12 protein-coding genes and 1 pseudogene are annotated in these 15,487 nt (G+C 48.0%); 10 read left to right on the plus strand and 3 right to left on the minus strand.

The genetic code is table 11. The features are described 5' to 3' along the window. Positions 1-312 precede the first annotated feature (312 nt). A complete protein-coding gene (locus HMPREF9446_RS16165; RefSeq protein WP_009126822.1) occupies positions 313-888 on the plus strand; it encodes an HdeD family acid-resistance protein in 576 nt (191 codons plus the stop codon). Between the two features lie 273 nt (positions 889-1,161). On the opposite strand, the gene HMPREF9446_RS16170 is transcribed toward HMPREF9446_RS16165, so the two are convergent. The 3 genes from HMPREF9446_RS16170 to HMPREF9446_RS16180 all read right to left on the minus strand — a co-directional run bounded on the left by HMPREF9446_RS16170 (position 1,162) and on the right by HMPREF9446_RS16180 (position 4,038). Further along, the gene (locus HMPREF9446_RS16170) at positions 1,162-2,457 is read right to left on the minus strand and encodes a S28 family serine protease (protein ID WP_009126824.1); all 1,296 of its coding nucleotides are present in this window, start codon (positions 2,455-2,457) and stop codon (positions 1,162-1,164) included. A gap of 109 nt (positions 2,458-2,566) precedes the next feature. Then, on the minus strand, positions 2,567-3,271 hold the full coding sequence (locus HMPREF9446_RS16175; RefSeq protein WP_009126825.1) for a hypothetical protein: 705 nt from the start codon (positions 3,269-3,271) through the stop codon (positions 2,567-2,569). Beyond that, the gene (locus tag HMPREF9446_RS16180; protein ID WP_009126826.1) at positions 3,268-4,038 is read right to left on the minus strand and encodes a glycerophosphodiester phosphodiesterase family protein; all 771 of its coding nucleotides are present in this window, start codon (positions 4,036-4,038) and stop codon (positions 3,268-3,270) included. The genes HMPREF9446_RS16175 and HMPREF9446_RS16180 overlap by 4 nt, the downstream gene beginning before the upstream one ends. Before the next feature lie 513 nt (positions 4,039-4,551). Here HMPREF9446_RS16180 and HMPREF9446_RS16185 point away from each other — a divergent pair. The 9 genes and pseudogenes from HMPREF9446_RS16185 to HMPREF9446_RS16225 all read left to right on the plus strand — a co-directional run bounded on the left by HMPREF9446_RS16185 (position 4,552) and on the right by HMPREF9446_RS16225 (position 15,486). After that, positions 4,552-5,799 (plus strand): efflux RND transporter periplasmic adaptor subunit, encoded by a 1,248-nt coding sequence (locus tag HMPREF9446_RS16185; RefSeq protein ID WP_009126829.1) that lies wholly within the window; start codon positions 4,552-4,554, stop codon positions 5,797-5,799. Positions 5,800-5,855: 56 nt separating this feature from the next. Further along, positions 5,856-7,154, plus strand: coding sequence for an ABC transporter permease (locus HMPREF9446_RS16190; RefSeq protein WP_009126830.1), 1,299 nt, complete (start codon positions 5,856-5,858; stop codon positions 7,152-7,154). 30 nt (positions 7,155-7,184) lie between these two features. After that, complete coding sequence (locus HMPREF9446_RS16195) at positions 7,185-8,489, plus strand: ABC transporter permease (protein WP_245532300.1); 1,305 nt, start codon at positions 7,185-7,187, stop codon at positions 8,487-8,489. A 109-nt stretch (positions 8,490-8,598) separates the two neighbouring features. Next, positions 8,599-9,264 (plus strand): ABC transporter ATP-binding protein, encoded by a 666-nt coding sequence (locus HMPREF9446_RS16200; protein ID WP_009126832.1) that lies wholly within the window; start codon positions 8,599-8,601, stop codon positions 9,262-9,264. 50 nt (positions 9,265-9,314) lie between these two features. Then, positions 9,315-9,524 carry a hypothetical protein gene (locus HMPREF9446_RS18825; RefSeq protein WP_039969860.1) on the plus strand — a complete coding sequence of 70 codons (210 nt, stop codon included), beginning with the start codon at positions 9,315-9,317 and terminating at the stop codon, positions 9,522-9,524. A gap of 70 nt (positions 9,525-9,594) precedes the next feature. Beyond that, positions 9,595-10,218: a GIN domain-containing protein gene (locus HMPREF9446_RS16210; RefSeq protein WP_009126834.1), complete on the plus strand. Its 624-nt coding sequence runs from the start codon at positions 9,595-9,597 to the stop codon at positions 10,216-10,218. A gap of 1 nt (position 10,219) precedes the next feature. After that, positions 10,220-11,512: an ABC transporter permease gene (locus HMPREF9446_RS16215; RefSeq protein WP_009126835.1), complete on the plus strand. Its 1,293-nt coding sequence runs from the start codon at positions 10,220-10,222 to the stop codon at positions 11,510-11,512. A 26-nt stretch (positions 11,513-11,538) separates the two neighbouring features. Beyond that, positions 11,539-12,786, plus strand: a complete 1,248-nt coding sequence (locus tag HMPREF9446_RS16220) for an ABC transporter permease (RefSeq protein WP_009126836.1) — start codon at positions 11,539-11,541, stop codon at positions 12,784-12,786. Positions 12,787-12,879: 93 nt separating this feature from the next. Continuing rightward, positions 12,880-15,486: pseudogene (locus tag HMPREF9446_RS16225) on the plus strand (sensor histidine kinase). The last annotated feature ends 1 nt before the right edge of the window (position 15,487 follow it).

The following is a 15,487-nucleotide window of genomic DNA, read 5'->3' on the forward strand; positions in this document are numbered from 1 at the left end:
GGGACAAATATAAGCACTATGTCTGAAACATCAAAATAAAACTTACTTTTTTTCTTCAATAGAACATTTTTATTGAATTGTTGTTCTATTAGCGTATGATATGACAATTATTTACACTAAAAAAAGAAAGGAACAAACAATGAAACGAAAACATTTGGTCGCGATTGGAGTGGCTATTGCAATTCTTCTGTTATTATATTGGCTTTTGGTAGCCGAAGACATGAATGCCTGGTTGAATGTGAATTGATTTTTCGGGGCTTTCCTGCGGAGTTGTTCGGATAAATCTGTATCTTCGCAAAAAAACATAGACTCATGAAAGGAATAAGTTATTCATTTTTGCGTGCGATATGCGCGCTTGTAATCGGTCTGGTACTGGTCATGTTTCCCGACCGGGCCGGTGATTATTTTGTGATTACGATAGGTATCATTTTCCTGGTGCCCTCATTGATCAGTGTCATCGGCTATTTTGCCCAGAACGCCGAAATGCGCCGCCGCTTCCCTGTTGAAGGGGTAGGCAGCCTGCTGTTTGGTCTGTGGCTGATTGTCATGCCCGGTTTTTTTGCCGACCTGCTGACTTTTGTATTGGGATTTATCCTGGTGATGGGAGGAGTGCAGCAGATAGCCTCGCTTTCGGCGGCACGTCGCTGGATGCCGGTTCCGGGAGGCTTTTATGTGGTTCCGGCATTGATTCTGATTGCCGGCTTGATAGCTTTGTTCAATCCTACGGGAGTACGCTCTACGGCATTTATTATAATAGGTGTCAGCAGTCTGGTGTATGCGGCTTCGGAATTGGTGAACTGGTTCAAGTTCACGCGCAGGCGTCCCAAGGCGCCGGATACTCCGGTGAAGGGTGTTGACAATATTGAGGATGCGGAAATAATTCAGTGACGAGACGGTCTTGAATCAGCAAAGAGGGATGCCGGAACTCTATTTTTGAGAAGATGGACTTTTAATTTGAAATTAGAACCTCCTAAAAGAATAAAGAAGGAGGTGTGTCAAAATAAAGATTTGGAACACAAATTACACAAATTACGCAACCCCTGCTTTTTAATGACTACTGATAATCAGCGATTATCAGATTCGCTTTTTTTGCGTAATTTGTGTAATTTGCGTTCTTTTATCAGTTTTGACGCACCTCCCTTGCTGATTGGCGCTTGATACTTATTTCAACCATTGGTTAAGCAATTCGATGGCTTCTTTCTTTTCTGCTTCAGGCAATGTACTGATGCGTGCCTTGTGGCTTCCTCCGGGTTCAACAAACACATGAATGTTTTTCTTTTCTTTCAGCCAGGTGACTCCGGCCGCTGTCCAGGGATCGTTTTCGCCATAGATAAATATCATTTTCGGGTCATTCTCCTTCAGGAATTTTGTAATCTTCCGGCTCAGTGTCTTGTCAAAAGGCATGTCTTTCAATTCTTCGGGCAGCATCAGCCGGTGCAAATATCCTTTGCTTGACCGGATGGAAAGGTACTTCTTGAAAGGTTTTGTGTCGTAACCGTAATAGCCCAGTTCACGGGCAGCCTGTACAAAGAATGAAGCGGTCGGACTGTCGGCGATGAAGTAGTCGGGATTACTGATGTCGAGCAGGTGGGCAAGGAGTTCATCGTCCGGGGCTGTCACGGCAGGAATCGTGCTTGTCGGGGTACCCCATTGCCAGAGGGCAAAGGAATATTCCAACACTGAATAATCATAGATTTCTTCTATGGGAGCACGGAACTTCAGTCCTTTTTCAGTGCAATACTTTTCGAAACGCGGGAGTAGGGTCCCTTTCCGTTTCAGTACCTCCAGTTGGAAATCTTCAATTTTCTTGCGTGCCTCGGCTGTTGACACCTTTTGCAGAAAAGGCTCGTGACGTCCGTCTTCGGCTGCATAGCAAAGCGGGGCTACGTATGGAACGGAGATATCTACATCATCCGGATAGAAAGTGCGGTATAGCAAGGCTGTTTGTCCGCCCTTGCTGATGCCTGTGGCTATCCATTTTCCGGGGTAGATGCTTTTGAAGGCGTTGCGGACGGCATGCAGGTCGTCAGCGGAATTTTCGGCAGTCAGGTATTGCCAGTCCTTCGGTTCAGGGGTAGATTCGAGGAAGTAGCGGTGTTCTACAAAAATCATGTTGGCGTCCAGTAGCCGGGACAGCTCTTCGCGGTACTTCGGATGGAGGGCATAGGCAGCTCCATAGCCTTCGGTCACGATTACCGTGGGACGGTCAAAACCGACGTGGGATATGATGACACGTTGACGGAAGCTTCCTTTTTCCGGATGGCGGTGATCCAGCGGTTGGGTGAAGTAGGTTACATACTTTTCGGAGAATCGGGAAGACTCCAAAGATTGGGTTTCCGTGATGGCGGAAATTTTGCCCAGCTTTTGTTGCAGGTCAGTCTGTGCAGAAAGTGAGACTGAAGCAGACAACAGGGCAAACAGCAGAAATGCTGCATAGCAGCTGCGTAAGTTTTTCATAATTTTACGGTTGTTTTATACCGGGGACAAAGATAATGCAAACCGGGAGCAGAATAAAATGAACATGTTCTTTTTATTCTGCCAAGACAAAAAAAGATGGCTGGCTTTTCTAAAAACTCAGTCCGGCTACGAAGTAGGCTCCTTCTGTCCTTGGGTTCCAGGTTGCCTTGACAAACAATGGGAGGGAGAATGAGTCGGTAATCTTGATCTCTTTGTTTGCTCCCAGGCTGACGTCACATACAGCAAAGCCGTTTGAACCGTAGAAGTCTGTAGCCCATGGAGTAGCGCCGATTTCGGCAGTCCAGTCCAGACCTCCCAAGCTGAAAGGGGCGACCAGCGAGAGATAGGAAGAGTACGCTCTGTCGCCCTCTTTATTTACCCCGTCGGCTCCGGCGAAGTTTGTGTACCAATTGATAGCCAAAAGGCCGAAGTCATAACCTATTTGCCCCTCGAATACATGGGCCGTATTCCGGGCGCCATAATGGAAATATCCCGGACCGCCATTGAACCAGTAATCGGTTACCGATACGCTGAAACCTCCGGTCGAATATCCTAAAGTGAGGTCTAATTCCTTGTCGTCTTTACTTTCAAATCCTACCGACCCCCATGCTTCCAATGAAAAGCCTTTGTAGGCAACGGACGCGCTTGGCTGAAGGCTTACGCCTCCCAAATCCTGTCCGCGCCAAATGTAGCCGCTTACGAGGTCGGCACCTACCGATGCTTCCACTTTGTCCTGGGCTTTTGCCGTGAAAGGCATCGCCATTGATAATAACGCTGAGGCTATTACTCCCAATTTCATGCTTCTTGTTTTCATCTCTTTTTTAAAATATCTTGCAATACTACCGGTTCGTTGGTAGTGATGAAATCTACACCTTGGCTGATGAGCCATTCCATATCCGGGGTTTCGTTGACAGTCCAGGCATTGACTTTCATGCCAAGGTCGTGGCATTCTTTAATCCATCCGGGGTTCTTCTTGAATACGCTGAAGTGGTAGTCAGGCCCCGCACAGCCCCATTCTTTTAGTTCTTTGGGTGCAACATCCCCCGTCAGATAGTAAACGGGAGTACCTTTGGGTGCCAGACGGATAAATTCTTGGGTGGCATGACGGGAGAAAGTGATATATTCGGTACGTTCTTCCAATCCCATTTCCTTGATCATGCTCACGATACCTTCAACGGCACGCGTTTCCTGTTCGGGAGTTTTATGCCCTTTCAATTCCAGGATGAGGCGGGTCTTCAGTTTTCGGGCTTCATCCAGATATTGCCGCAGGGTGGGGAGCTGTTCGCCATTACCCAGTTGTACGGCGGTACATACTTTTTCTGTGGCGTTCTGCATGGTTACCCCTTTGAAAGTCTCGTCGTGGTTTACCACCAGTTGATGGTCGGCGGTGAGCCATACGTCGAATTCGGATCCGTAACAGTGGATGGAGTCAGCTTTTGCTAATGCGGCAAGAGAATTCTGGGCAGAGCCGCTGGTTTTCCAGAACCCCCGGTGTGCAATAACCTGTGTGTCCTGTGCCTGTATGGTGCTGCATGCGGCGATCAGTACGGCGGATACGAAAATCAGTTTTTTAAAGTTCATGGTTATCAGTGTATCTTTAATTTTTCACTTCAAAGATAGTACATGTATTTTGAATACAGGACAGGTTGATCTTAAATTTTTGTCCTGTGCCTGTTGAGGTGGCCTATACTTTGTATAAGTGGTACTATGCAGGGGATAAGTATTGGATATTAAAGGAAAAGTTGTCTGATGTAGGGAGAAAAAGTCTGCGGTACTGGGTGAAAACTTGTTCTTTGCTATATGAAATCTCTGTTCGCAGTGCGCGAATACATATTCGCAGTGCTTGAATATGTATTCGCACGGTGCGAATAAGCGTTCGCAGGCTTTGAACGAATTATGGGACGGTTGCATGAGTAACTTCACGTATTGCCCCTGCCTTCAGGCATTGCTCCGGTTATCCGAAAATGTACAGAGTGTTCGTTTTCGGACACTCTTTCTTTTACGCTTTCCGTTAATTTTCAATGGATTATGATTTTGGCACAGATTTCGTATAAGAGACTGTATCATGTTCGTTAATAATTAAACTATAAAGATATGGATAGAGAAATTCCCAAAGAAGTCCGTAATAAGGAACGCAATAAGAAAATCATCCGTTATGGTGGCATGGGTGCGGCAGGTATCGTAGTTGTCAGTATGCTTATCTCGTTGATGCGTACCGGCGTGAAAGAAAAAGACCTTGTTTTTTCAAAAGTGGACAACGGTACGATTGAGGTCAGCGTCAGCGCATCGGGGAAGGTGGTTCCCGCATTTGAGGAGATTATTAATTCGCCCATCAATACCCGTATCCTGGAAGTGTATAAAAAGGGGGGGGACAGTGTGGATATCGGTACTCCTATCTTGAAGCTGGACTTGCAGAGTGCAGAAACCGACTATAAAAAGCAACTGGATGAAGAACAGATGCGAAGTTATAAACTTAAACAGCTTCAGGTGAACAACCAGACCAAACTGAATGACCTGCAGATGCAAATCAAAGTCTCCGCCATGAAACTGAACCGCATGAAGGTGGAACTCCGTAATGAGCAGTACCTCGACAGCCTCGGTTCGGGAACGACAGACAAGGTGCGCCAGGCCGAACTCAGCTATAACGTAGCCCAGTTGGAGTATGAACAGTTGAAACAGCAGTATGCCAATGAAAAAGAGGTACTGGCTGCCGAGTATAAAGTGCAGGAACTGGAATTCAGTATCTTCAAGAAGAGCCTGGCCGAAACCAAGCGTACTTTGGATGATGCGCAGGTACGTTCACCCCGGAAGGCCATCCTTACCTATATTAACAATCAGATCGGTGCACAGGTTCCTGAAGGCACACAGATTGCCGTAATATCCGATTTGAGCCATTTCAAGGTAGAAGGTGAGATTGCCGATACCTACGGTGACCGTGTGGCTGCCGGCGGAAAGGCTATTGTGAAGATAGGCAGCGAGAAGCTGGAAGGTTCGGTAAGCAGTGTGACACCGTTGTCAAAGAATGGGGTGATTTCTTTCACCGTACAGTTGAATGAGGACAACAACCGCCGACTGCGTTCCGGTCTGAAAACCGACGTCTATGTGATGAATGCAGTGAAGGAAGACGTGATGCGCATAGCCAATGCTTCTTACTACGTGGGACGTGGGGAATATGAACTCTTTGTACGTAATTCGGACAAGGAGATCGTGAAGCGTAAAGTCCAGTTGGGCGACAGTAACTTTGAGTTCGTGGAGGTGATTGGTGGCTTGCAGCCGGGGGATGAAGTAGTGGTGAATGACATGAGCCAGTACAAGAACAAGAATAAACTGAAACTGAAATGATAATCAAAACATGAGTTGATACCGTGAATTGGAATATGTAAAACCTGAAATGTAATATGATAAAACTCTATTTAAAGCAGGCATGGATGCTGATGAAGCAGAACAAGCTTTTTACCGGCATTTATGTGGTGGGCACCGGGCTTTCCATAGCTTTGGTGATGACAATGTTCATCATCTTTTATGTGAAGTTTGCACCCATCTATCCGGAGTATAACCGGGACCGGACATTGGTGATGAAGAATATGAAACGTTACCCCAAGGGCAAGCCGGACAACTGGAATTGTAACGGCGGCGTGGCCTACCAGGTGGTGAAGGATATGCTGCCGGGACTGCCCCATGTGGAGGCGGTGGGAGGAGGACTCTCCGATTTTATGGGTGACAACAAAGTGACGCTCCCCAACAAGGAGTTGTTGCCCGTCAGTACTTATTATGCTGATGCGGGATTCTGGCGGGTGTTCACTTTCCGCTTCCTCGGCGGGAAACCTTTCACCAAGGCCGATGTGGAGGCATCCATGCCGGTGGCGGTGCTTTCCGAGGGACTGGCGAAGAGGCTCTTTGCCACGGCTGATGCCACGGGCAGGCATTTCCTGTACAACGGCAAGGACTTCCGCGTGACGGGCGTGGTGGAAGACGTTTCCAACGCTACCCCCGAAACGGCAGGCGACCTCTGGGTACCCATTTTACATGCCCCGTGGATGACAGTGGAATCGAAGAGGGGACTGCTGGGCAATACTTACGCCTATATTTTGGTGGACGATGCCGCCAACAAAGAAACGGTACGCCGCGAAGTGCAGGACGTGATACGCAAGTACAACCTGCAGGACAAAGAGTACGACCACGACATCATGGGGCAGCCCGACAATTACATAACGAGCACCTTCCGGCAGGATGTGTCGAAAGTACCGGACATGACGGAAATTGCCAAGAGCTTCTGCTATATCTTGCTGGCGTTACTATTCATCCCCGCCTTGAACCTCAGCGGCATGATTTCTTCGCGCATGCACCAGCGCCTCTGCGAAGTGGGCGTACGCAAGGCCTATGGTGCCACCCGCATGCAGCTGATGAACCAGGTATTGTGCGAGAACCTGCTGCTCACGGTGATTGGAGGCATAGTAGGTTTGCTCATTTCTTATCTGATAGTGCTGACGGCAAGCGACTGGATATTGACATTGTTTGATAAACGCATCGCTGATCCGACGAAGAATATGACCTTGACGACAGAAATGCTTTTTAACCCTATAGTCTTCAGCATAGCCTTCGGACTGTGCGTGGTGCTCAATGTGATTTCTGCGTTAGTGCCTGCCGCCTCGGCGTTGCGCCACACGATTATCCGCTCGCTCAATACCAACCGATAAAACAAGAAGGAGGACAAAGATATGCTGAAAATGATATTTAATCAATTATGGAACCAGCGTCGGCAGAATGGCTGGATATTCATGGAACTCTTGGTCGTCAGTTTCTTCTTGTGGACGGTCATCGACCCTATCTACGTGCTGACCGCCAACCGCCATATAGACAGCGGTTACCGTCCCGAAGGGCTTTACGTGGTGCAGATGGGGGCCTACAACGAGAGCAATGCCCTATATAATAAGGAACAGGACAATGATTCGCTGTCCAAGGCAGCCTATTGGCGCATCGTCCGCCTCTTGAGGCAGCAACCCGAGGTAAAGTCCTATTCCATATCCTACACATGGGCCTTTCCCAACAGCCGTTCATGGAGCGGCACGCAGATATATGCCGACACTGCATCCATCAGTAGGGAAGACGGCTATGTACATGCCCAGCGTTATGATTTCGCTGCCGTGGAAGGCAGTAACCTTTTCGCTGCTTACGGCATGACGGATGTCCGCACGGGTGGGGAACTGAAGCTGCCCGAGGACGTGCGTCACCGGGCTTTCATCTCCGAACGTCTGGCACGCCGCCTGTTTGGCACCATTGACGTGGTGGGACGGAAGGTGTATCAGTACAATAAGGAGGATGTGGAAGTGGCGGGTGTGTTCCGTGACTACAAGCATCGCGATTACGAGCAGCCTTATCCGTTGATAGTCTATATGGATACGGATATTTACGGCAGCAAATACATGGCTTGGGATTATGGCCTCATCATCCGTCTGAAGGACGGTGTGGATGCCGATGCTTTTGAACGTCGGTTCAAGAAGGAAGTGGGACCGATGCTCTCCATCGGCAACTTCTACTTCGACAAACTGCAGACCTTCAGTGAACTGAGCGACACGTATGCCGCCCAAAGCGGAATGACCAACAAACTCCGCCTGCAATATGCCTTGGCGAGTTTCGCTGTCCTCTGCATCTTCTTGGGGATGGTGGGCACGTTCTGGATTCGCTGCAACGCCCGCCGCCAGGAGATAGGCCTGATGGCAAGCATGGGAGCGGGCCGGAAGACTATCTGCCGCCAGTTCCTGGTGGAAGCCTGGATGCTGGTCACGGTGGCATTTGCGGTGATGCTTCCTCTGCTGCTGCATCATGCCTGGGTGAACGGTGTGTATGTCATGGAAATGAAAGATTACTTTGTACCCAATCCCGACTATTGGCAGAACCGCTTCGGCATGCACTTCTTGTTGGTGACTGTGCTGAGTTACTCGTTGCTGCTCGTAGTGGCGTTAATCGGTACCTACATTCCCGCCTACCGGGCCGCCCGTACGCTTCCCGCCGAGGCGTTGCGAGACGAATAGCGGGGAAGTACTGCCTAATGCCTTTTGGCAGGGTACTTGTTTTTTCTAAATATGTATTTGTGCAAAAAGTAAAACAGAACAGAATAATAACAATTAAATACTTACCATTATGATTAAGTTAACTGGCATCAACAAGATTTATCGTACAAACGAGATTGAAACCGTGGCATTGGAAAACGTAAACCTCGAAGTGAACAAGGGAGAATTCCTCAGTATCATGGGACCTTCCGGTTGCGGGAAATCTACGTTGCTGAACATTATGGGTCTGCTGGATGCACCTACCAGCGGCACCATCGAAATAGCCGGTACGAAAGTGGACGGCATGAAGGACAAGGAGCTGGCTGCTTTCCGTAACCGGAAGCTGGGCTTTGTGTTCCAGTCTTTCCATCTGATCAATTCTCTGAATGTGCTGGATAATGTGGAGCTGCCTTTACTGTATAGGAAGGTGTCTGCCAAGGAACGCCGTCATCTGGCGGAAGAGGTTTTGAAGAAGGTCGATCTGAGCCATCGTATGCGCCACATGCCTACACAGCTATCCGGCGGTCAGTGTCAGCGTGTAGCTGTTGCCCGTGCCATCATCGGCAATCCTGAGATAATTCTCGCCGATGAGCCTACCGGTAACCTGGACTCCAAGATGGGTGCCGAAGTCATGGAACTGTTGCACCAACTGAACAAGGAAGACGGACGTACCATCGTGATGGTAACCCACAATGAAGAGCAGGCCAAACAGACTTCACGTACCATCCGCTTCTTCGACGGACGTCAGGTGGAATAATCACTGCTTAGTAGCTGTCAACTATTAATTATCAACTATCAATGAATGAAATGCGAATCATAAGACAGACTTTTGCCATTTTGAAGCAGAATCCATTGCTAAGTACGATTTCCATATTGGGTACGGCCTTTGCCATCACCATGATTATGGTTGTGGAGCATGGTACGCTTTCTGGCTGGCTCGCTGGGGGCTTGGCTGCTGATAGCGCTGATGGTAGTGGTGGGAATATGGTTTCCGGCATGGCAGGCTATGAAGATTGAGCCGGCAGAAGCGTTGCATGAAGAGTAGGATGAAAGATAATAAAGAATTAACGATAAAAAGAGAAGAAAAATGAAAACTAATATAGTAGGTGTTATTATTGCATTGGTATTGGCATTCGTAGGTATGCTGAACGTTTGTGCACAAGATGTAAAAGTGAGTGAAGTGCGTAAAGTGGATGCCTTTTCGTCCATTGAGGTAACCTCTGTGGGAACCATTCATTTTACACAGAGCGACACTTATTCTTTCAAGATTGAAGGTAAGGAAAAGTACGTGAAGAATACGGAAACCACCGTCAAGGACGGCCGTTTGCTGATAGGCTTCAAGGATAAGAAAAACAAGCGTATGAGAAATCAGAAAGATGGCGTGGTCATTTGGATTTCGGCTCCCGATCTGAAGAAGGTGGAGTTTACCGGTGTAGGGGAATTCAAATGTGAGAAACCTTTGAAACTGGATGAAGTGTCATTTGAGGTAAAAGGAGTGGGTGAAGTGCATGTTTCCGATTTGACGTGTAACGAGTTGAAAGTTGCTTTGCGCGGAGTAGGTAGCGCCGATATTCATGTAGCCTGTGATTATTTGTCTGCCAAAATGAGCGGTGTGGGTGATGTCACTTTGAGCGGAACTGCCGGTCATGCCGACATTTCTAAAGGAGGCATAGGCGGGGTAAATACGGATAATTTGAAAATAGGTCGTTGATATGATAAAACAATATTTTACGCAAGCTTGGGCGCAACTCCGCCAGCAGCCGTTGATAAGCACTGTCAGTATTGCGGGTACGGCGCTTGCTATCTTCCTCATTATGCTGGTGGTGATGATACAACAGGTGCAGGTAGTTCCGTTTGCTCCGGAAAGTAACCGTGACCGTTTTCTGCACGTCAAATGGATGAGTATCTCCAATAAAGACTGGGGAGACGGGACAAGCAACGGGCCGATGAGTGTCCGTACGGCGCGGGAGTGCTTCCAGTCCTTGAAAACTCCCGAAGCTGTTTCCATCTATGCTTGTCAGACGGAATCTACGCCGGTCAGTCTGCCGGGACAACCGTCAACCGGAGTGGATATGTTGCAGACGGATGATGTGTTTTGGCGGGTGTTCGATTTTTCGTTTACTGCGGGCAAACCGTACGACAAGGCGACATTTGATGCCGGTATACCGGTAGCCGTCGTTACGGAGAGTGTATCGCGTCATCTTTTCGGGACTACAGAGTCCGTAGGTCGTGAGTTTTTGCTGAACCACGCCCCTTACCGGGTGTGCGGTGTGGTGAAGGATGTTTCTACCTTGGCCACTACAGCCTACGGACAGGTATGGATACCTTTTACCTCTACCGATTTTGAGAATGACGTGTGGAGTGACCACATGGGAATGGCAAGCTGTATCATTCTGGCACGCGACCGCAGTGATTTTCCTGCCATTCGTGAGGAAGCCGAGCGCCGTAAACTGGAATACAACACTCTTATCGGCGAGCGGGGCTATAAGCTGATTTACCGTAACCGCCCGTACGACCAGGAAAAGAATGCACTGGTGGAAGGTGCCAATGTGGAGCCGGATGTGGATGCGGCGCGCCGTCAACGACTCGTCATCTTTGTCATCCTGCTCATTGTTCCGGCTATCAACTTGAGCAGTATGACACAGAGCCGCCTGCGTCAGCGTGTCACTGAGGTGGGGGTGAGAAGGGCTTTCGGTAGTACGCGTATGGAAATTATGGGACAGATTGTGGCCGAGAACATGGTCGTGACATTCTTTGCCGGTGTGTTGGGACTATTGTTGAGCGTGACCTTTGCTTATTTGGGTGAATCCATGCTTTTTGCCGAAGGATTCAGCAAGGCTGTGAATGCGCCGCTTATCGATGCTTCCATTCTGCTGCATGCCTCCACTTTCGGATGGGCTTTGCTTTTCTGTTTTATCTTGAATCTGCTGAGTAGCGGGATTCCTGCATGGAAAGCCTCAAGAGTGGGAATCGTGAATGCATTGGGAGGAAAACTTCAGAAATAGGGTGTTAATATGTTGAAATAAATAAGATGACAAAGAAACTTTTTACACAGATAAAGAACGAGTGGCGGAGCAATACATGGCTGGCACTGGAATTGTTGGTCGTAAGCGTGGTGATGTGGTATATTGTGGACGACATCTATACACAGACCGCCACTGCCATGGAACCGAGGGGTTTTGATATTGAACATTGCTACCTTATTAATATGGGGCAGCTAACGGACAAAAGCCCTGACTATATACCCGGCCAGTCTGCCGAAGACCGGCAGAAGGACGTGCAGGAAATGCTGGACCGCCTGAAGCATCGTCCGGATGTGGAGGCTGTAAGCCTTTCACAGAATTCCTATCCTTACAACGGAAGCAACAGTTCGGCAGAGGTACGGTATGACACATTGCAGGCACCGAACTGGACCATAAGAAGCCTTGTAACACCGGACTTTGTGCGGGTATTCCGTTACCGGGGCACGCGTGGTGAGACTCCCGAACAGTTGGCTGCAATGTTGGAGAAGGATGACCAGTTCCTTGCTTCGGACAACCTTTTCAGAAAGTATGACGTTCCCCTGACTTCATTGGTGGGGAAGCGGTTTTATCTGTTCGGTGACACAACCAGCACTGTGAGGTTGGCTGCCGCCATACAGAATGTGCGTTACAGTGACTATCAACAGGCACGTTCTTCTTACCGCATGCTCTATAAAATGCCGTCCGCATGGATGGATTATAGCAAGGAATGGTGTGTCCGCGTGCGTCCAGACCAGGACAAGGGCTTTATCGAGCGCCTGAAAGCTGACAGTGAAAAGCTCTATCGTGTGGGTAATATTTTCATTGCCGAGGTTCGTTCGTTTGCCGATATACGTGATGATTTTCAGAGTGGTTGGGTGACAGGGCTGCGCAGCTATATGGTAGGTATGGGATTCTTGTTGCTGAATATCTTTCTCGGATTGTTGGGCACGTTCTGGTTCCGCACGCAACAGCGCCGGGCCGAAATAGCGTTGCATAAGGCACACGGTGCTACGGACCGTATCATTTTCAGACGCTTGCTTTGTGAGGGCTGGCTGTTGCTGCTGATAGTCACTCCTATAGCACTCGTCATTGATTACAATCTGGCTCATTTGGAATTGAACTCTTGGCGCAACGGTACTACCTTGGAAGGGGACAGATTATTGATTTGTGCCGCTATCACTTTCTTGCTTATCGCATTGATGATTGCCGTCGGTATTGGCATTCCGGCACGTAAAGCGATGAGGGTGCAGCCTGCCGAAGCGTTGCATGATGAATAAGTTTTTTTGAATATTCTGTGCATTTTCGCAAGAATACTTGTATATTTGCTAACTCTTAAGATTCTTGCACATAATATCCAAAAGTTTAATATTATGAGAAAATGCCTTTTCTTATCATTGTTGTTGGGCTTGTTGTGGGCGGTACCGGAGACACTTTCCGCTGCCGAACATACGTATGATGTACTTTTCATACAATCATATACCAGTCATACCCCTTGGCATAGCCGGCTGACAACAGGCTTGAAAAGCGGATTTGAAAAGGGAGGGGCCAAGGTAAATATTGTCACAGAGTATCTGAATGCGGATTTCTGGACTTTCCCTTCTGAATGTTTCATCATGCGCCGTATTTGTGAGCGTGCCAGACAGCGGAATACGGACATGATTGTGACTTCCGGTGATGAGGCATTTTATACATTGGTGCATTGCGGTGATTCTTTACCTTACCGGTTGCCGGTGGTGGTATCCGGTATAAAGTATCCCGACGAGAATGTCTTGAAGAAAATGCCCAATGTTTCCGGGTATGTCTCAAAGCCGGATTTTAGTGTATTGTTGGAAGAAGCGATCCGTATGTTCCCCTCACGAACAGAAATCGTTTGTCTGTCGGACAGCAGTTTCTTGAGCCGCAAGGGGGGAGAACAGGTGGAGGAAGTTTGGGAAGGGTTGAAACAGAAGTATCCTAAGCATAGCTTGAAGAAGATGAACGTACAGGCTCAGTCCTTGAATTCCATCATTACTTCTATTTGTTATGACTACAACGCCTACAAACATATTGTCATTGCACCGAAGTGGATTCCTTTTCTTTCTTTGAAACTGAAGTCTCCTGTTTTCGCCAGCCAGAATTTGGCCATGACAAACGGTGTCTTATGTGTTTATGATGTCGTACCTTCAGAAGATACCTATGCCGCAGGTAAATGGGCTGCACGTATTTTGAAGGGAAAGGAGCCTTTTTCTTTGGGAGTGACCAATTTCACGGGAAAATTGTTGTATGACTACAAGCAGTTGGAGTTTTTCCATATAGATGCCGGACGGGTAGAAGCTGAGGGGGTCATTCTGAATGTGCCGTTGGTGGAACGGTACCGTGTTTGGTTCATTTTCTTCTATTCGGTGGTTGTAGGTGCCTTGGTGCTGTTGGTGGCATGGCTTTACCGTATGAACCGCCGGGAGTCCCGCAGACGTATCCATGCGCAAACTCGTTTGCTGATACAGCATCGTCTGGTGGAACAGCGCGATGAGTTTGATAATATCTTTTGTTCCATCCGTGACGGTCTGATTACCTATGATATTGATTTTCGCATTCATTTCGTGAACCGTTCTTTGATGATGATGCTGGGGGTGGATTCAGAAGTTCATACCGCCCGTTATTATGAGGGACAGATGGCTGGTTCAATTTTTCGTATTTATATGGATGGGGAAGACGTCCTGCATAAGTTGCTGAAACAGGTCTATTCAGAGAGGAAGCCTGTTCCCATTCCGGAAAATGCATTTATGCAAGAGAAAGATAAGGAAAACTATTTCCCGATTTCCGGTGAGGTTGTTCCCATCTTCTCCAATGAACAGCTGACGGGAATGGCTATTGTGTGCCGTAATATTTCTGAGGAGGAGATGCAAAGACGCTTCTTTAATATGGCGGTGGAGGAAAGTTCCATCTATCCTTGGCAGTATAATATGCACATGAACTGCTTTTATTTTCCCGAAGGACTGTTGAAGCGTTTTAATATTCTGGCTGATACGGAGTTCTTGACAAGGGAAGATTTAGATAGGCTTATACATCCGGATGATTTGCCGCACACCCGTGTGCATTTCGATTCTATCTTGTTAGGACGGGAACTGAATTCCCGCATGAATTTCCGTTTACAGCATGTGGGGGGAGGGTATGAATGGTGGGAATTCCGGAGTACGGCATACAACGGCTTGAAACCGGAAGCTCCCTATATGGTGTTGGGCGTTTGTCAAAGTATCCAGAAGTATAAGGATACGGAAGAAGCATTGATTGCGGCACGTGACCGTGCTTTGCAGGCTGATAAGCTGAAGTCTGCCTTTCTTGCCAATATGAGTCATGAAATACGTACTCCGCTGAATGCAATTGTAGGGTTTTCCGATTTGTTGCAAAACCTGGATGTTTTCACCCCCGAAGAAGTGAAGCAATTTGTAGAGACCATCAACATCAACTGTACGTTGCTGTTGGCATTGATGAACGATATCCTGGACATGTCACGCATCGAATCCGGTACCATGGATTTCCAGTTTGAGTCGCATGATCTGACGTCTGTCCTGCAATAGGTATATGATTCCCAGCGTTTGAGTATGCCGCAAGGGGTGGAGCTGCGAACGGGATTTCCGGAAGAAGAGGGGAAGTCCATTCTGACCGATTCTGTACGTCTGAAGCAGGTAGTGAACAATCTGATAAATAATGCCAAGAAGTTTACCGTGGCAGGAAGTATCACATTCGGTTATCTGATGGATGAACCGGACTACACTACCCTTTATGTGGAAGATACTGGTAGCGGTATTTCTGAAGAGGATCAGAAACATATATTCGAACGGTTCTACAAAGCTGATAATTTCACGCAGGGTGCAGGGCTGGGATTGAGCATCTGTCATACGATTGTAAACCGCCTGCAAGGGGAGATTGCCGTTTCCTCGCAGTTCGGAAAGGGGACGCGGTTTGAGGTGAGACTTCCGGATGGTATCAGAGAATAAA

It is taken from the genome of Bacteroides fluxus YIT 12057, assembly GCF_000195635.1.
Lineage (GTDB): Bacteria > Bacteroidota > Bacteroidia > Bacteroidales > Bacteroidaceae > Bacteroides > Bacteroides fluxus.